The 16,360-nt window shown below is 73.0% G+C and carries 18 protein-coding genes and 1 tRNA gene; 5 read left to right on the top strand and 14 right to left on the bottom strand.

Features of this window, described 5'->3' with window-relative positions; all coding sequences use genetic code 11:
* From ACLBXO_RS17650 to ACLBXO_RS17640, 3 genes are all read right to left on the bottom strand, one after another.
* Window positions 1-1,636, bottom strand: a 1,636-nt coding sequence (locus ACLBXO_RS17650; RefSeq protein WP_447686145.1) for an ATP-binding protein, incomplete at its 3' end; no start/stop codon positions are given.
* A 70-nt stretch (window positions 1,637-1,706) separates the two neighbouring features.
* Entirely contained in the window at window positions 1,707-2,744 is a 1,038-nt protein-coding gene (locus ACLBXO_RS17645) for an HD-GYP domain-containing protein (protein ID WP_447686144.1), read from the bottom strand.
* A gap of 53 nt (window positions 2,745-2,797) precedes the next feature.
* Window positions 2,798-4,186 carry a TadE/TadG family type IV pilus assembly protein gene (locus ACLBXO_RS17640; protein ID WP_447686143.1) on the bottom strand — a complete coding sequence of 463 codons (1,389 nt, stop codon included), beginning with the start codon at window positions 4,184-4,186 and terminating at the stop codon, window positions 2,798-2,800.
* Window positions 4,187-4,731: 545 nt separating this feature from the next.
* Here ACLBXO_RS17640 and ACLBXO_RS17635 point away from each other — a divergent pair.
* Window positions 4,732-5,226 carry a TadE family protein gene (locus ACLBXO_RS17635; protein WP_331314630.1) on the top strand — a complete coding sequence of 165 codons (495 nt, stop codon included), beginning with the start codon at window positions 4,732-4,734 and terminating at the stop codon, window positions 5,224-5,226.
* Window positions 5,220-5,807, top strand: coding sequence for a TadE/TadG family type IV pilus assembly protein (locus ACLBXO_RS17630; RefSeq protein ID WP_331314628.1), 588 nt, complete (start codon window positions 5,220-5,222; stop codon window positions 5,805-5,807). The genes ACLBXO_RS17635 and ACLBXO_RS17630 overlap by 7 nt, the downstream gene beginning before the upstream one ends.
* A gap of 88 nt (window positions 5,808-5,895) precedes the next feature.
* Here the strand turns inward: ACLBXO_RS17630 and ACLBXO_RS17625 are convergent, their stop codons facing one another.
* Window positions 5,896-6,117, bottom strand: coding sequence for a hypothetical protein (locus tag ACLBXO_RS17625; RefSeq protein ID WP_331314626.1), 222 nt, complete (start codon window positions 6,115-6,117; stop codon window positions 5,896-5,898).
* Between the two features lie 451 nt (window positions 6,118-6,568).
* Here ACLBXO_RS17625 and ACLBXO_RS17620 point away from each other — a divergent pair, with 451 nt between their 5' ends.
* A complete protein-coding gene (locus tag ACLBXO_RS17620) occupies window positions 6,569-6,736 on the top strand; it encodes a hypothetical protein (RefSeq protein WP_447686142.1) in 168 nt (55 codons plus the stop codon).
* Window positions 6,737-6,796: 60 nt separating this feature from the next.
* Here the strand turns inward: ACLBXO_RS17620 and ACLBXO_RS17615 are convergent, their stop codons facing one another.
* On the bottom strand, window positions 6,797-7,177 hold the full coding sequence (locus ACLBXO_RS17615; RefSeq protein WP_447686141.1) for an energy transducer TonB: 381 nt from the start codon (window positions 7,175-7,177) through the stop codon (window positions 6,797-6,799).
* Window positions 7,178-7,264: 87 nt separating this feature from the next.
* Window positions 7,265-8,014, bottom strand: coding sequence for a sigma-70 family RNA polymerase sigma factor (locus ACLBXO_RS17610; protein WP_447686140.1), 750 nt, complete (start codon window positions 8,012-8,014; stop codon window positions 7,265-7,267).
* A 300-nt stretch (window positions 8,015-8,314) separates the two neighbouring features.
* On the opposite strand from ACLBXO_RS17610, the gene ACLBXO_RS17605 reads away from it, so the two are divergent.
* Window positions 8,315-8,560, top strand: a complete 246-nt coding sequence (locus tag ACLBXO_RS17605; protein WP_331314620.1) for a hypothetical protein — start codon at window positions 8,315-8,317, stop codon at window positions 8,558-8,560.
* Window positions 8,561-8,597: 37 nt separating this feature from the next.
* Here the strand turns inward: ACLBXO_RS17605 and ACLBXO_RS17600 are convergent, their stop codons facing one another.
* From ACLBXO_RS17600 to ACLBXO_RS17570, 7 genes are all read right to left on the bottom strand, one after another.
* Window positions 8,598-8,930 carry a metal-sensitive transcriptional regulator gene (locus ACLBXO_RS17600; protein ID WP_331314617.1) on the bottom strand — a complete coding sequence of 111 codons (333 nt, stop codon included), beginning with the start codon at window positions 8,928-8,930 and terminating at the stop codon, window positions 8,598-8,600.
* Window positions 8,931-9,024: 94 nt separating this feature from the next.
* Complete coding sequence (locus ACLBXO_RS17595; protein WP_447686139.1) at window positions 9,025-9,882, bottom strand: manganese catalase family protein; 858 nt, start codon at window positions 9,880-9,882, stop codon at window positions 9,025-9,027.
* A 404-nt stretch (window positions 9,883-10,286) separates the two neighbouring features.
* Complete coding sequence (locus ACLBXO_RS17590; RefSeq protein WP_331314614.1) at window positions 10,287-10,568, bottom strand: hypothetical protein; 282 nt, start codon at window positions 10,566-10,568, stop codon at window positions 10,287-10,289.
* 123 nt (window positions 10,569-10,691) lie between these two features.
* Window positions 10,692-10,766: transfer RNA gene (locus tag ACLBXO_RS17585), tRNA-Thr, on the bottom strand.
* A 104-nt stretch (window positions 10,767-10,870) separates the two neighbouring features.
* Window positions 10,871-11,305: an NUDIX hydrolase gene (locus ACLBXO_RS17580; protein ID WP_447686138.1), complete on the bottom strand. Its 435-nt coding sequence runs from the start codon at window positions 11,303-11,305 to the stop codon at window positions 10,871-10,873.
* Between the two features lie 224 nt (window positions 11,306-11,529).
* Entirely contained in the window at window positions 11,530-13,212 is a 1,683-nt protein-coding gene (locus ACLBXO_RS17575) for a heme biosynthesis HemY N-terminal domain-containing protein (protein ID WP_447686137.1), read from the bottom strand.
* A 125-nt stretch (window positions 13,213-13,337) separates the two neighbouring features.
* Window positions 13,338-15,275 (bottom strand): translation initiation factor 2, encoded by a 1,938-nt coding sequence (locus ACLBXO_RS17570; RefSeq protein ID WP_447686136.1) that lies wholly within the window; start codon window positions 15,273-15,275, stop codon window positions 13,338-13,340.
* On the opposite strand from ACLBXO_RS17570, the gene ACLBXO_RS17565 reads away from it, so the two are divergent.
* The gene (locus tag ACLBXO_RS17565; RefSeq protein ID WP_447686135.1) at window positions 15,265-15,654 is read left to right on the top strand and encodes a hypothetical protein; all 390 of its coding nucleotides are present in this window, start codon (window positions 15,265-15,267) and stop codon (window positions 15,652-15,654) included. The two genes, ACLBXO_RS17570 and ACLBXO_RS17565, sit on opposite strands and share 11 nt — an antisense overlap.
* Here ACLBXO_RS17565 and ACLBXO_RS17560 read toward each other — a convergent pair.
* Window positions 15,651-16,358, bottom strand: a complete 708-nt coding sequence (locus ACLBXO_RS17560) for a uroporphyrinogen-III synthase (RefSeq protein WP_447686134.1) — start codon at window positions 16,356-16,358, stop codon at window positions 15,651-15,653. The two genes, ACLBXO_RS17565 and ACLBXO_RS17560, sit on opposite strands and share 4 nt — an antisense overlap.
* Window positions 16,359-16,360: the final 2 nt, after the last annotated feature.

Genomic DNA, 16,360 nt, shown 5'->3' with positions numbered 1-16,360 from the left:
CCGCGCGCCCCGGCGCGACCGGCGCGAAGCCGGCCGCGCGCAGGCCGGCCGCGAGGGCGGCGCGGGTGGCGGGAGAGGCCGTGTCCAGCACGATCGCGGCCGGCACCGCGTCGCGGCGGCGCACCGGTCGGGCCGGCTCGGCGACCGTGACGGGGATGCGCGCCGTGAAGGTCGAGCCCGCGCCGAGGCGACTCGTCACCGCCACGGTGCCGCCCATCGCGGCGACGATCTGCTGGGCGATCGAGAGCCCGAGACCGGTGCCGCCGAAGCGCCGGGTCGTCGACTGGTCCGCCTGCGAGAAGGCCGAGAAGATCGTGGCCAGCTTGTCCTGCGGGATGCCGATCCCGGTGTCGGATACGGCGATGACGAGGCACCCGTCGGCGGCCTCGACCGCCATCCGGACGGCGACGTGGCCGGCCTCGGTGAACTTCAGCGCGTTCGACACGAAGTTGCTCACCACCTGCCCGAGGCGGACCGGGTCGCCGAGGATCGCCTGCGGCACCTCCGGCCCGACCTCGGCCGCGAGGTCGAGCCCGGCGGTCCGGGCCCGCTCGGCGAAGAGCGTCACCGCGGTGTCGGCGAGTTCGGCGGGGCTCACGGGCACGCGCTCGAGCTCGAGCTTGCCGGCCTCGACCTTGGCGAAGTCGAGGATGTCGTTGATGATCGCCAGCAGCGACCGGCCGGACCGGGCGATGACCTCCGCGTAGCGGCGCTGGCGCGCCGGCAGCTCGGACCCGGCCAGCAGCTCGGCCATGACCAGGACGCCGTTCATCGGCGTCCGGATCTCGTGGCTCATCGTGGCGAGGAAGGCCGACTTGGCGGCGTTGGCAGCGTCGGCGGCCTGCTTGGCCTCGCTCAGATCGGCCGTCCGGGCGCCGACCTCCGCCTCGAGGTGGGCGCTGTGGGCGGCGAGGCGGTGATCGCGCTCGTTCACCGCGGAGAGCAGGTCGTTGAAGGTCCGCGCCAGCGCGCCGACCTCGTCGTCGCCGCTCACGGGCGCGCGCTGGGCGTAGTCGTGGCGCAGGCGGGCCGCCTCCATGGTGCGGGCGAGGGCGGCGAGCGGGCGCGTGACGCTGCGCTGCAGGTAGAGCGACACGCCGACGCCGATCGCGACGGCGAGCAGCGCCGCCAGCGCGGCGTTCTGCGCGGCGGCCCAGAGATGGTCGAGGATGTCGTCGGTCTCGCCGATCAGCACGACCCGACCGACCGGGACCCCGTTCTCCACGATCGGCGCGGTCGCCTGGAGGCTGCGGGTGGCGAGCAGGTGCAGGAGCGACAGGTCCGCGCCGTCCTGGGCGGCGTCCCGGGTCAGGCGCAGGCCGATCCCCTGCTCGGCGAGGACGGACCCGTCCGGCCGCTCGATCGCCCCGTAGACGATGGACGGCACCTTGCCGATCGCCCGCAGCGACGCGTCCGCCCCGTCGGCGTCGCCCGCCGCGGTGGCCCGGGCGCCGCCATGCGCGAAGACCTGGGCGACGGCCTCCAGCGCCGCCTGCTTGTCGGCGGCGTAGCGGGCGACCTCGCGCCAGACCGACAGGGCCGCCGCCAGGACGAGCGCCGCCGTGACGGCGCCGGTCACCGCCAGAGCCAGCCGGCCCGCCAGGGAGCGCCTCGGCCTCAGCCACGCGAGATGCACGCTCTGCTCCTTCGGCTGGCCCGGTCGGGCCCGATCGCGGGGACGGACGGGAACGGGAATCGGGACGGGTTCAGGCGGCGGCGCGCAGGCAGGTCCGCGTCACCGCGTCCCAGCTCGCGAGGAACGCCTCGACGCAGCGCGGGTCGAAGTGGCGCCCCGCCTGGTCCGCCACGAAGGCGCGCGCCCGCTCGAGGGGCCAGGCCGCCTTGTAGGGCCGCTCGGTCACCAGGGCGTCGAACACGTCCGCCACCGCCACGATGCGGCCCGAGAGCGGGATCGCCTCGCCGCGCAGGCCCTTCGGGTAGCCGGTGCCGTCCCAGCGCTCGTGGTGACTCTCGGCGATCTCGGCGGCCAGCCGCACGACGTCGGAGGTGCTGCCCTCCAGGATCCGCCGGCCGCGCTCGGCGTGCTTCTCCATCTCGGCGCGCTCCTCGGCGGAGAGCGGTCCCGGCTTGAGCAGGATCGCGTCGGGCACGCCGATCTTGCCGACGTCGTGCATCGTGGAGGCGAGCTTCAGGATCCGGATCTCCTCCGGACCGAAGCCGAGGTTCCGGGCGATGACGCCCACGTAGCCGGCGACCCGGGCGATGTGGTCGCCGGTATCGGTGTCGCGGTGCTCGGCGGCGCGCATCAGGAGGGCGATGATCTCGCGCTCCCGCGCCTCGATGACGGCGACCGCCGCCGCGACCTCGCGGGCGAGCCACGCGGCCCGGTCCTGCTCCTGCCGGTGGGCCGCGCTGATCTTCATCAGGTTGGTGATGCGGGCCTGGATCTCCACGGGATCGCAGGGCTTGCCGAGGAAGTCGGTCGCGCCCGCTCGCAGGGCCTCGTGGCGCAGGCTGCGCTGGTCGAGGCTCGTCACCATCACGATCGGCACGTGCGCGAAGCCCGGGACCGCCCGCGCCGCCGCGATGACCTCGAGGCCCGTGAGGCCGGGCATGTCGTAGTCGGTGACGACGACCCCGATCCGGTCGACATGCGCCCGCAGGAAGTCGAGCGCCGTCACGGGGCACGTGAAGGCGACCGGCTCGCAGTCGGCCACGGGCTTGAGCGCCTGCATGATCAGCAGGTTGTTCATCTCGGAATCGTCGAGGATCAGCGCGAGCACCGTGTCACTCCCAGGCGACGAGCCGTCGATGCAGGATGCGCATCGCGTCCTCCCTATTGCGACAGCAGCAGCTTGCCCGAGAGGGGTCCGACCCCCTTCGGCACCGGCACGCTGGTCCCGTCGTAATTCGCGTTCAGATAGAGATTCGGACCCTGGTACAGGTTGACCTGCTGGGCCACGATCACCGTGTAGGCCGACTGGTCGGCGACGGGCTTGTCGGCATCGATCACCACGCGGCCGGCCGGCAGGTAGAGCGTCCCCAGCATGGTCCGCGCGTTGTCGCTGATGATGCGGTAGGTCCGCATCGGCTTGGTCGCGGCCAGCGGCGGCGGGGTCGGCGACGGTGGCGCCGGCGCCGGCAGCAGCGACGTGACGGTCTGTTCCAGGCCGGCGAGGATCGCCGCGGGGTCGACGGGATCGCTGACCGTGCGCTCCTCCATCATCAGCAGGCCGGCCATGGGGCCGGTGGTCGGCGCCGACAGGCTGATTGTGGTCTTCTTGTCGAAGAGGAGACCGCCCTTGTTGCCGGTGAAGTAGAAGGCGACGTCGGTCCCGGTCATGGCGGCATTCTTGTCGACGATGAGCGGGCCGTCCTTCATCACGTAGATGCCGGCGCGCAGCGTCACGGAGGCGTTCTTGGTGATGTAGAGGCCGCCGCAATAGGTGCCCGGATCGAGGGTGGCGCTCTGGTCGACGATGTTGCCGGAGGTGACGCGCTTGCTGTTGGCCGAGGACGGGATCGCGGTGCACGCGCCGACCGGTGGCGGCACCCGGTCTTTCAGGGGGTCCTGGATCGGCGGGCAGCTCGTCTGCGGCGGCGGCGCGAAATTCGCGCGGGCGCCGTCGAAGCCGCCCGCGGTGCAGATCGTCTGCGCCCGGGCATAGGCGCTGTCCTTGCCGACCATGCCGCGCGGACTCTGTGAGTTGCTGTAGAGCGAGCAGTCCTGGGCGGTCACCTCGGCGCTCTTCTCCAGCTCGAACGCGCCGGCGGCGAGCGGGTCCAGCGTCAGCAGGCACAGGCGCATCTTGCCGACCACGCGGACCGTCGAGCGGACCGAGACCTTGACCGTCGGCACGCCGACGAAGCCGCCGAAGGCGAGCTTGACGGTCTCGTCGACCGTCGCGGCGACGCTGGTCTTGTCGTCCGCCACGTCGACCCGGAGGGCGTAGGGGCTCTCGGGGCGCGGGGCCGCCTGGGCCTGAACCGTGTCGACCACGATGCTCTTGGCCGCCGCCGAGGTCGAGACGGCGAGCTTGAGGTAGTTGCCGGCCGCGAGGACGCCGGCATCGGCCGCGTTCTGGAGCTGGCTGCGCCGGGCAGCGAGCCGGGCGTAATCGATGCCCCCGCCGGTCAGGCCGAGCAGCACCACGGCGCTCAGCCCGAAGGTCAGCGCGACCGAGCCGGACCGGTCCGTCAGGGCCCGCGAGCCGGCGCGGAGCACTCTCCAGAAGGGGGAAATGGGCGCGTCTCCCAGGGCGGGACCGGATCGGCGGCTGCGGCGGCACCGACCACCGATCCTTCGGCGTAAGGCCCAGCTCCTAAAAATCCGTCGCCCCGGAGCTGCGCGAAGCTATCGCCGCGCGAGACAGCCACGTTTAGCTGTGAACAACATCGACACGCCGCCGCCCAATGGCCGCCATCGCACGGACGACTGGTCGCCAGGTCGGCCACGCGACGAATGAACGCAACAATACACAACCTCAGGGTGAATTCACACCCTGATCACGCGCGGCGGCCGCAAAATCTTGCTGAAGACGCAATTTCCACTCAGCTTTGAACCGTTTTTAAACGGCCTCATCAGAGGGTTATTTTCGTCCGCGCCTCTACGGCCGGACAGTGGCAGGCACGGACCTGCAGAGTTCGTTTGGCATGATGGGCATCTTTCGGCGCGTCGCGACCGTCCGCCGCCCGGGTGGAACCGAGGACCGCGCCGGCACGGCCGGACGCGTCCGACGGTTCGCCGGCCACCGGGCCGGAGCCTCCGCGGTGGAGTTCGCGCTCCTGGCGGCACCGTTCCTGGCGCTCCTGGGCGTCGTGGCGGAGTCGGGCGTCATCGCCATCGAGCAGCAGACCCTGGACATCGCGGTCGACCGGAGCGTCCGGCAGCTGCGCACCGGCGCCTTCCAGGACGGCTCAGACGGCAGCGATCCGGGCGCGCGCCTCCGCAAGATCGTCTGCACCGGCCCCTCGGCGCTGTTCCCCTGCGCGGATCTGCGCCTCGACGTCTCCCGGACACCCTCGTTCTCGACCTCGCAGCCGGCGGAGCCGTTCGACAAGACCACGAAGACCTGGACGCAGGGCTTCGGCCAGCGCTTCGAGTGCCCGCAGGGCGGCGACACCGTCACGGTCCGGGTCGCCGTGCCGGTGATGCGGCTGTTCCAGATGCTGGATTTCACCGGTCGGATCATGTCCGACAAGACGCAGTTGCTGGTCACGACCGAGATTTTCCGGGCCGAGGATTACGAGCCCAAGCCGTGCTGAGCGGCCGCCTGCGCGCCTGCCTGATCCGCCTGTTCCGGAACCGGGAGGGCGCGAGCGCGATCGAATTCAGCGTGATCGCACCGATCCTGCTGCTGATCCTGATGGGGTCGATCGAGCTGCCCCGCGCCTACATGATCGGGAAGCGGCTCGACAACGCGGCGGCCACGATGGCCGACCTGATCTCCCGCGGCAGCTACGCCGACCTCAAGCCGGTCTTCGCCGCGACGAGCGCGATCTCCAACCCCTACGACGTGAGCCGGGCGAGCATCGTGCTGACGGCGGCGGGCACCTACAGCGACGGCAGCGCGGCGACCACCAAGGTCTGCTCGAGTGCCGAGTCCAACGGACAGGCCCGCACGGCGGGCTCCTCGCTCGGCGAACCGCCCGCCGGGATGACCCGGAACGGCGACCGCTTCGTCGTGTCGGAAGTCACGATGATCTACCACCCGATCTTCCCGGTCCTCTCGAACCTGGCCCGGTGGACCTTCCGCTACAAGAAGATCTGGCCGGTGCGCGGCGGCGAGATCTACAATGGGCAGAGCGAGGTGGTTCTGCCCGGGGGTAAACCCTGCCCGGCCTGACGGGCCGGCGGGCGCTGCGTGCCGGACCGGCGCCGCGGCCGGCGCCACCGGTTCGCCCGGTGGCGCCGGATCGCGGCCACGCCCCGCCTCAGCGGGCCGAGACCGCGGTGGCGACGACCCGCCGCGACGCCGGGCTCGCCGGGACGAGGCGCGGCGTCGTGGCCAGCTCGGAGGCCGGCCGCACGGCGGCCGTGGGGCGAGCCTGCTCGCGGTAGAGCGGCGGGGTCAGCGCGATGGTCTCGTCGGCCCGGGCGGTGCCAATCATCGGAACGGCGGCGAGGGCGGCGAGAACGATGGTACGAACGGTCATGATCTGAAGTCCTCTCGTGGTCCGGGTCGTGCCCGGCTTCGAGAGGTCATTTACGTTGCACAGCAACATGATCCAAACAGATGCGATCGATTTGCATTATCGATCTCGTCAATGACGGTGGGCGACCGCGTGCACGGCTCGGTTCGCGTCCGACCGGCCCGCATCCTGCGTGCCCGCCTCCCCGCCGACCGGCGCGGAGCCGGTCGCGGGCCCGATACAGGCCACCGTCGGACCGAGCGCCGACGAACGCCCCGGGCGGACCGGTCGAGTTAATGTAAAATTAAAACTCCCTCCCGAATGTCGGGGACGCAGTCGAAAATCCGTGAACTGCCAGAGGTTTAACGCGTAAAAGTTTATCTTTCGCGCGGAAGGAGACGGCCCGTTGCTGGTTGCGGCCCTGCTTTTCGCGGTGGGCATATGGGAGGGCTGGCGGTATCGGGCATCGGTTCTGATGGCCAGCTCGATGCTGGTCACCCTCGCGTGGCTGGCCCTGTGGATCTTCGTGTGGGCGCAGCTCGACGCCGAGAAGGTGCTGCTGCTCTTCGCCTATCTCTCCGCCCTTCAGGCCGGCTATCTCGTCGGGGCCTATCTCAGCGCCGATACCGGCACGAGCCGCTGACCGGACCGGCGGCGATGCCGGGGGGCGCCGGCGCCACACCGGGGACCGGGCCGGCCGATGTCAGCGGCCGAGCGCGACCGGGATGCTGAGATCGACGATCCCGTCCAGACCCAGGAGAGCGGCGGGCGGAGCGGGCGTCGGGCCGATCCCCTGCACGGCGCGGAGCGCGCGCTGATCGAGTCTCGGCGAGCCCGAACTCTCCTCGATCTCCGCGCCCTGAACCGCGCCGTCCGCGGCGATCTGCACGTGGACCACGACGGTCCCGCGGCCCCGGTCGGGACCCGGCCGCGTCCCGGCGCGGTCCGCGGCGTCGATCCGCGTGACCAGATCCGAGAGCCAGGCCCGCGCGGCGGGTCCGGGGGCGGTCCGCGCCCCGGCCGCACCGGGCGACAGGGTCAGACCGAACAGGGCGGCAGCGGAGATGACGGCGCGCGGCGACATGGGGAACGGCGGCTCCTCGAGCCCGGGATCGGGGACCGACCCTACGCGCAGAGGCGGGTCCCTAGCGAGCCCGTCCGCCAGCCGCCGTCACGCGATGGCGGTGGATTTCCGGCCCTTCGGTCCCGCGGCGGCCAGCATGACATCGTCGCTGCCGACCTCGAGACCGCTGTAGCCCAGCATCTCGGCGAGCTGCGTCCGGGCTCGCCAGACCCGGCTCTTCACCGTGCCGATCCGGCACTGCATGACGGCGGCGGTCTCCTCGTAGGTGAGGTTCTCGATCGCCACGAGCACGAGAGCCTGCCGCATCGGCGGCGCCAGGCGGTCGAGGGCGGCCTGGACGTCGCTCAGGTCGAGATGGCCGCCCTGCTCGGGCAGCGAGACCATCCGCTCCGCCTGCGCGCCGTCCTCGTCCTGCACCTCGCGCCCGCGCTTGCGGTGCTCGTTGTAGAACTGGTTGCGCATGATCGTGAACAGCCACGCTTCCAGGTTCGTGCCCGGCGCGAAACTGGCGCGCGATCGCCAGGCCCGGAGGAGCGTGTTCTGCAGGAGGTCGTCGGCCCCGACATGGTTGCGCAGGAGCGAGCGGGCGAAGCGCTGCAGGTTCGGCACCATGGCGAGGAGCGAGGCCTGGAACGCCTTCTCGCGGCCGTCCTGCGCCCGGCCGAAGGCGCCGTCGAGCAGCCTCAGCAGTTCGGCGAAGCGATCCGCGATGGTCGGCTCGACATTGTCCTGCGCGTAGGTCGCCGCGAGCAGATGGCCGAGATGATACTGCACGCTGTCGGGGAGCCGGGGGCCCTGCGCGTCGATTGTATCAGCGTCGAGCGAGAGTTCGAGCATGATAGCCGATCACCTGAAGGGTATGAAAGATCGCGTGGCGCCATTAACCCCTGATCACGCCGCATCCGCCGCAACATAGATCAGCGGATGGGCACATCTTCGGATCAATATATGCTGGCATCCGCGACAATCGCGGCAGAGATTTCGACGGAATAGAGGGAGTTCGATGAGGTCATACGCACCGGAAAACTGTTCGCCGCGCGGCGGTATCTGCGGCAGCGCACGGGGATATCTCGCTCCCGCGAATGCTCACCCCGGGATGGGCGGGCACGGGACGCCCCGGACCGCCGGATCGCGCCCATGACCCGGCTCTCGGATCTCGAGGACGATCCCGCCTTCCAGGAGGCCGTCCGCGCCGTGCGCGGCGCGGCCAGCACCCTGAGCGGCCGGGCCGTGACCCTGGAGGAGGCCCGGTTCCTCGTCGGCATCGCCCTGACGACCTTCGCGCATGCCGGCGGTCTCGAGGAGCCGAGCCGCAGCCGGCTGGCCCGCTTCTCGGCGCGGATCGGGCCCGGCACCGTCGTCGAGACGCTGACCAAGCACTGAGCGCGGGCCCGGGCGCGCGGGCCGGCGGCCCGCGCGCTCATCCGGCCTCCGCCATGGCCGCACGCAGAACCCGGAGGAGGTCCGCCATGACCGCATCCCGGTCCGGGTGGCGCGCCGCGAGGCGGAGCCCCGCGGCGACGTGCTGGTCGATGATCAGGAGACCGACCTCGCGCAGGGCCGCGGTGGCGGCCCGGATCTGCTGGATCTCGTCGAGGCAGTGCCGGTCGGCCTCGACCATCGCCCGCAGGCCCCGGACCTGACCCTCGATCCGCCCCAGACGCCGGACCAGCGGTGCGCGCTCCGCGTCGGTCCGGGCGAGGCAGACACGACCGTCGACGAGCGTGCCGCGTGTCACCGTTCTGCGAGCCACCTGTTCCCGTCCGCGCGCGGGTCGCGGCGCGCCGGAGCGCCGCGCCATCGGATCGAGCCGTCCCGGCCGGCGGACCGGCCGGGCGCCCGGCGGATCAGCCGATCTGCTGGGCCTCGGCTCCGCTTTCGGGCCGCGCCGGGCCGAGGACCGGCTCCTCGCCCATCGGCTGGTTCTGGACGACGCTGAACTCGCCCTTGCCGTCGAGCGACGGGCCCTGCGTCCAGCGCCCGGCCGGCGGCGGCGAGCCGTCCGCCGACGTCGAGAAGAAGTTGTAGTTGAACTTCTGGTTCTCCTTCTCCTGCGGGAAGGAGTTCGGGATCGGCAGCGTGCCGGCGTGGCCGCCGAGTTCCTCGATCACCGCCAGCCACTGCTGCTGGTGCATCGTGTCGCGGGCGATGAGGAAGCTCCACATGTCGCGCATGCCGGCATCGTTGGTGGCGTTGTAGAGCCGCACCGCCAGCACCCGCCCGGTGCTCTCCGCGGCGACGTTGCAGTACATGTCGGCCGCGATGTTGCCGCTGGCGTAGATGTGGCTCATGTCGAAGGACTGGCCGTCGGAATTGCCCGGGAAGGCGGCCATGCCGGCGGAGAGCAGCGTCTTGTGCAGCATGCCCTCGGCGATGTGGCGCGGGTTCTCGCCGCCCATCACGGCCCCGACGATCGCGTCGGCCGCGCCGGCTTCCTGGACCTTGGTGGGGGCGTTCTCAAGATTCAGCGCCACCGCGGTCGCGAGCATCTCGATGTGGCCGATCTCCTCGGTGGCCGTGTTGAGCAGCATGTCGCGGTACTTGGTGGTCGGGGCGCGGTTCCCCCAGGCCTGGAAGAAGTACTGGAAGGCGACCCGGATCTCGCCCTCGATGCCGCCGATCGCCTGCTGGAGCATGCGGGCGTAGATCGGGTCGGGGCTGTCGACCTTGACCGGGTACTGAAGCCGCTTGTCGTGATAGTACATGATGTCTGTCCCTCGCGAGAGGCACGGCGTGCTCAAGCCCACCGCACGATCGGCCGTCGGCCCGGTACTCCCCGGGAGCATCGAGCCTCGCACCCTGTCCAACCCCGCATCGGGACCACGGTTCGATCTGCTCCGCGTTTTATAACGATCAATATTTGATCGATCTCATTTTATCCCGCCATATCAGGATATTGGCAGGAAAAATCCGCCCTAGATTTGGTCTGATCGATCAGAATTACATGACTTATGTTAGGGCGCCGCGTGACCGGATCGCCGGGACGCCGCCTCGTATCCCGGCAGCGGGCGCTCCGCGAACGGGCTGACGGCGCGGCCGCGCGGGGTCCGCCCTGTCCGGAGAAACGGCTCGCCGTGACGGTGATCGCGGGACGCGCGGCTCGGGGTGCCTACAGGAGCCCGGTGCGCCGGGCGAGCATCATCCCGAAGGCGAGGCAGGCGGCAAGGCTGACCGCCAGCATGGCCACGTTGGTCCAGAACCGGACCGGCCGGCTGGACCCGTCGATCCCGCTCGCCCGCAGCCGCACCCACGGCACGTAGAGGTAGAGGGCGATCAGCGTCAGGACCAGGAACGCGAGGGTGGCGAGCCGTCCGGTGACCAGGGCCGCGCCGGCCAGGACAGCCCAGCCGATGACGAGGCCCAGCATGGTGAACAGGGCTGTCGAGTTCACGTCCGAGCGTCCCCTTCAGCGGATGGTGTCGGCCGGGCAGCCGCCGCGATCCTCAGTCCACGCGAGGCTCCGCTAGGGAACCTTTAGCATTGTCCGGGCTGATTGCGAGATCGGGAAGATTTCTGGTGCTGCGAGAGAGGATTGAACTCTCGACCTCTTCATTACCAATGAAGTGCTCTACCACTGAGCTACCGCAGCAGGTGACCGGGGGCGCCCCCGCGGGGGGCGTCTCCGTCCGGCCGAGTGGGGCCATAACGGATCGCCGCCGCGTTGGCAACGCCGTGTTGCGCTTCCGCGCCGTTTTAGGTGCGCGATGCGGCCCGGATCAGGGCGGCGAGCCCGGGCTCGGAGACGGCCTCGGCGGCGTCCGACGGGGTGAACCAGCGGAGTTCCCGCTGGCGAACCTCCGGGAAGTGCTTGAGCTGCTTGCGCACCTCCAGCGGGAACACCTTCACCTGGCACAGGACGGTGTCGAGGTTCCGCAGACGCTTCTGGTACAGGTACAGTCCGATCGGGCGCTTGCCGACCGCACCGCGCAGGCCGGCCTCCTCGTAGGCCTCCCGCGCGGCCGCCTCGAACGGCTTGCGGCCCTTCATCGGCCACCCCTTCGGTATGACCCAGCGGCGGCTCTCCCGCGAGGTCACAAGCAGGATCTTGGTCTCGCCGTCCCGCCCGTGCCGGAACGGCAGGGCCCCGACCTGCCGGCGCGGCTCGCCGTCCGCGTCGAGGGCGGTCACGGGCGCACCGCGCGGCACGGGGCGCGGCGCCGGTCCGACCGGATCGACGGCGCGCGCGGGCTGTGAGCGGGCTGGGGGATGATCGGATCCTCGGTCGGCAGCTCACGACAAGCTACACGGTGAGTCGGCCCATTCAACTTGAAATAGTCGAGCGCCGCGGCGTGCCCGTGACCCCGCGGCGCTCCTGTCATCCCGCGTCCGGATGGCCGGCGCGCCGCGATCGGTCAGCCGATCCGGCGGACCGATCGCTCACCCGAGCCGGACGGCGGCAGCGCCGCGGCCGCCATCCCGGCCGAGACCGGGTCCGGGCCGGACGGCTTCGGGGCACCCGCCTTCGCCGGAAGGACGGTCGGGACCGGCGCGGTGGGGGCGGACGCCGTGGACGCGACCGAGGCCGAGCCGGGGGCCGAGACGGGGGCCGAGACGGGGGCCGAGACGGGGGCCGAAGCCGGTGCCGCGGCGGGGGACACGGCCGGGGGCGATGTCGTGGCCGAGGTGGGAATCGAGGTGGGGACCGGCTTGGCGGCCGGTCCGGCGACCGGCGCCGCGGCGTTCGGGGCCGCCGGCACGAGTGCCGGACCGGCGGCGTCCGCTTCCGGCTCCACGGCGGGCGCGGCCGCGAGCGTGTTCGGCGGCTCGCGCCACGCGAAAGCGTCGAGGCGCCCGGTCACCGGCGAGACCGGCGCCCAGGTGTCGGTGGCGATACCGTCGGCGATCCACACGCGGTCGCGCGGGGCGCGGGCGGCCCGGGCCAGCCACTCGCGGGCCTGCCCGGAAGCGGCCCCGTGCTCGGCCTCCTCGATGGCCGCCATCATCAGGCAGGCCCGGGCGGTCGGACGATCGGAGAGCAGCGGCTTCACGGCCTCCCGGGCCCGCTTGTAATCGCGCGCGTCGAGGGCGGCCTGGCCCAGGGCGAGGCGGGATTCGGGGTCCCAGACCGACAGCTTCGCCAGGACCTCGGCGCGGGCGAGGCGGTCGCGGACCGAATCGCCGGGACGCAGGCCCAGGTAGACCTTGGCGAGGTCGGGATGGGGATTGGCCTTCCAGGCCGCCTCGACGATCCGGGCGGCCTTCTTGACGTCGCCGCGGCGGGCGAGGAGGCGTCCGGCGATGCAGGCCGCCGGCACGAGGTCGGGGGCGAGCTTGACCGCCTGCAGGACCCGCTCGGTGGCGAGTTCGGGCTCGCCGGCCTCGTGCTCGCCGGCGATCGCGGTGAGGAGCACCGCCCGCTGGCGCCGGGCCGCGGCCTTGTCGATCAGTCCGAGGGACGAGCGGCGCTCGATCGTCTCCAGGGCGGCGGGCCAGTCGCCGTCGGCGCTCTGCGCCTCCAGCAGGGCCTCGTTGGCCCAGGTGACGCTCGGGGCGAGGCGGGCGGCCTCGGTGGCGTAGGCGCGGGCGGCCGTCTCGTCCTCGCGGCGCCGGGCCTCCACGAAAAGGCCGCGCAGGCCCAGGACCCGGGTCTCGGGATCGTCGACCATGCGCTGGAAGGCGCTCTCGGCCGCGTCCCGGTCGCCGGAGATCTGCGCCGCCTGCGCCTTGAGCAGCAGGGTCAGCGGCTCGGTGCCGAGGAGCCGCTCGGCGTCCCCCGCGTAGCGCCGGGCCGCCAGGGGATCGCCCGAGCCCACCGCCACCATGCCGCGGGAGAGGGCCGAGAGGCCCTTGGCCCGGCGCCGCTCGGCCGAGCCGCGGACCAGGGCCTCGGGCAGGCCGATGACGCCGCGCACGATCGCCCAGAGGACGCCCAGAACGATCGCCGCCGCGATCACGCCGACGAGGGCGACCGCGAGGCTGGTGCCGATCTGGTAGCCGTTCCAGACGACGGTGACGGTGCCGGGCCTGTCGGCGATCCAGACCGCCCCGAAGGCGGCGAGTGCGAGCAGGGCCAGGAAGGCGAGGGCGCGCCACATGGGGTCAGTATCTCCTGTCGGCGGCCGGCTGGCGGCCGTCGCGGGGTGCGGGAGGAGCGGGGCGCCTGCGCGCCCGCTCGGAGATGGTGCGGCCGCGCAGCGCGCGGATCGGGGCCCTCACCGGCCTAGCGCCCGGGGGCGGCCTGGGCCGGCTGGGCGGCGCCGACCGGCAGGGCCTTGAAGGCGCCGTCGAGCAGCGCGCGCACGGCCTGCTCGGCCTCGGCCCGGGCCTTGAGCTTGGCGCCGAAATCGCCCGCCTGCTCCCGGGCGTCGGCCGGGAGCGCCGCGAAGGCCGCCGAGGCCGCCGGCAGGTCGCCGCGGTCCAGGGCCGCCTGGACCTTGCTCTCCGGATCGTCCGACGCCTCCGGGGCCGGCGCGTCCGCCTTGCGGATCTGCACGAGACCGTCGGCCATGCTGAGGAGCTTGGTGCGGAAATCGCCGGTCTCGGCCGCGCTCTTGGCCCGCTGCGCCTGCCGCTTGGCCGCGATCCGCTCGGCGATCGGCCGGAACGTGTCGGCGAGATCCCCCGCCGAGGGGGCACCGCCGTCGGCGAAGGGCGCGAGGGCCTTGGCCTGGGCCTCGGTCCCCGGATCGAGCTTGCGCAGGGTCGCGAGCGGCTCCGCGTAGGCGGTACCCGATTCCAGGGCGGCCGCCACGCGGTCGGCGACGACGACCCGGAGCGCCGCCTGGACGGTGCTGGCCTCGGCGCGCTGCGCCACGCTCTTGTCGAGGGCGGCGATCTGGTCGGCCTGCTCCTGCAGCCGCCGGTCGACCGCCTTCGCGGCCTCCGCGGCCTGGGCCTGTCCGGCCTCGGCGGCGGTGCGGCTCGCCTGAGTCGCGGCCTGGACCGCCTCGGTGGCGGCCTTCACCCGCGCGTCGACGGCCTGCTGCAGCGCGTCGAGCCGCTGTCCGAGGGCCGCGTCGGCCTCGGCATTCGCCTTGGTCTTCTGCTCCACCTCGCTCTGCAGCGCCGCGACCTTCCGGGCGGCCTCCTCGGCCGCGCCCTTGCTGGCGCCGCCATCCTCCACCGCCTTGAGGCGGGTCTCGAGGTCGGCGATCTGCTTGGCGTTGTCCTGGACCGCGCCGACCTTCGAATCGGCCGGCTGGTCGCGACCGGGCTCCTGACCGGGCTCCTCCTGCAGCGCCGCGACGCGCTGGTCGAGGCTGTCGAGCCGGGCGACGAGATCCGGCGGCACGGCCGGGGCCTGACCGGAAGCCTGACCGGCGGCTTGCCCGTCGGACGCGGGCGCCGCGCCGGATTTGTCCAGCGCCTGCTTGGCGCTCGCCTCCGCGGCGGCGACGCGCTTGTCGAGCGCCGTCACCGCGTCGCGCGGGGCCAGCCCGTCGAGTCGCTTGTCGAGGGACGCGAGCTGGCTGGAGAGCCTCTGGTCGAGGGCATTCAGGCGCGGGTCGGGGCCGATCCCGGCCTTCTCGGCGCCGAACAGCAGGCCGGCGCCGATCACGCCGCCGAGCAGCCCCGCGGCCGCGAGGGAGCCGAACCCGGCCCGGGCCCGGCCGGCGGGCGCGGCGGCGCCCCTGCTCGGGTCGACGGCGGCCGCCGCGGGGATCGGGCCCTTCGGCGGCTCCCTGCCGTCCCTGGCTGCGTCCTTGAGGGTGTCCTTGGGGGTCTCCTTGGGGATATCTTTGGCCGTCTCCCTGCCCGTCTCCTTGCCGGCAGCCGGCGGATCCGGGATCCGCTTGGCCTTCAGGTCGATGATCGGTCCGGCCGTCACCGCGCTGGCCGCCGCCGGGCCCGCGGCGCCGGACGCGGCGCCGCCCGGACGGGGACCGCCCTGCGGGCCGGCTCCGGCCTGCGCGGCCTTCGGGTCGATGCGCGCGCCGGACGCGCCGGACGCGCTGGTGGAGGCCGTCGTCGTCGAAGACGCGGACGTTCCGGCCCGGGCGTCGGCGGTCGGCGACACGGGCGCGCCCGCCTTGACGGGATCGGGCCTGGCGCCGGCCGGCTGGGCGGCCGGGCCGCTCGACGGCTTCAGGCTGTCGGCCCCGGAGGCCGGCTTGCCGGCATCGGACTTCGGATCGATCGTGCCGGGCTTGGCGGTCACGACCGGGTCGGTCGCCGGCCTGGGCGGCGTTCCGGACGCTGATCCCTGCGGCGCCTTCACGCCACCGGCGACGGTGGAAGAGGTGGAGGCCGACGTGGAGGCGGACGCGCTGGCCGACGTGCTGGCCGACGTGGAGGCGGAGGACGCCGACGTCGCGGCCGGTCGCGACGCGCCCCCGGGCGGGCTGGACTGCCCGGGCCTGCCGGGCGCGGCGTCCGGCTTCCGGCCGCCGGGGCCGGGCTTGTCGGCGTCGCTGGGTGGTGGCGTCACGGGCAAGTCCTCCAACTCTTCGGCGTCGCCGCGCCCCCCTAGCACCGCGGCGGCGCCGGGCGCGAGGGCGAGATACGGCGGCCCGGCCTCCCTGTCACCGCGCGGTTAGCCCGGTCGCCCTGCCAGGGCGTCGAGCAGGTCCGCTTCGCGCGGGCGCGCCGCGACGAAATGGACCGGAACACCGGCCGCTTCCAGGGGTGCCGCGACATCCGGCGATAGGCAGTAATGCCTCAGCCGGCGGAAAGCTCCGCCGTGCTCCGATCCATCCGCGAGGGCAAGGGCGACGGCGGCGCTGCGCCGGGAATAGTGAAGGGCCGCCTCGAGGCGGTTCCCGGCGAGTTCGCAGCCGACCGCCGGCGGCAGGCGCTCCAGCGCCTCGGCCCGGTAGGCCACGAAGGCGGTGACCCGGAAACCGGCCGCCGCCAGCGTCGCCGCCGGCTCCGGCTTGCGCTCGGCGCCGGTCGCGTGGAGGAGCGGCTCGCCGGGCGGCAGCGTCGCCGCCACCAGGGCGGCGAGGCCCGCGGCGTCGCCGGGCCCCTCCCGCACGGGACCGAGGCCGGCCGCGCGGGCCAGGGCGGCCGTCCGCGCGCCGACGGCGAAGACCGGGAGGCCGCGCAGGGACGGCGCGTCCCGGAGCGCCGGCACCGCGTTGGCGCTGGTCAGCAGCAGCGCGGCGAAGGGTCCCACGGGCGCCGCCGCCGCGGTCGGGCGCACCGCCAGGACGGGGGCGACCAGCGGCGCGTGGCCGAGGTCGGCCAGGGCCGCGCCCGTCCGCGTCGCCCCCGGCTCGGGCCGCGCCACCCAGATCCGCAAGG

Source organism: Methylobacterium sp. C33D, assembly GCF_053345825.1.
Note: the sequence above shows the minus strand (reverse complement) of the source record. Positions and strands in the feature narration are given on the sequence as shown.

Bases quoted from the DNA above. Each gene is read 5' to 3' on its own strand.
- ACLBXO_RS17595 (WP_447686139.1), bottom strand. From the start codon at position 9,882: ATGTACTATCACGACAAGCGGCTTCAGTACCCGGTCAAGGTCGACAGC.
- ACLBXO_RS17620 (WP_447686142.1), top strand. From the start codon at position 6,569: ATGGCCAGCTCGATGCTGGTCACCCTCGCGTGGCTGGCCCTGTGGATC.
- ACLBXO_RS17615 (WP_447686141.1), bottom strand. From the start codon at position 7,177: ATGTCGCCGCGCGCCGTCATCTCCGCTGCCGCCCTGTTCGGTCTGACC.
- ACLBXO_RS17575 (WP_447686137.1), bottom strand. From the start codon at position 13,212: ATGTGGCGCGCCCTCGCCTTCCTGGCCCTGCTCGCACTCGCCGCCTTC.
- ACLBXO_RS17610 (WP_447686140.1), bottom strand. From the start codon at position 8,014: ATGCTCGAACTCTCGCTCGACGCTGATACAATCGACGCGCAGGGCCCC.
- ACLBXO_RS17605 (WP_331314620.1), top strand. From the start codon at position 8,315: ATGACCCGGCTCTCGGATCTCGAGGACGATCCCGCCTTCCAGGAGGCC.
- ACLBXO_RS17625 (WP_331314626.1), bottom strand. From the start codon at position 6,117: ATGACCGTTCGTACCATCGTTCTCGCCGCCCTCGCCGCCGTTCCGATG.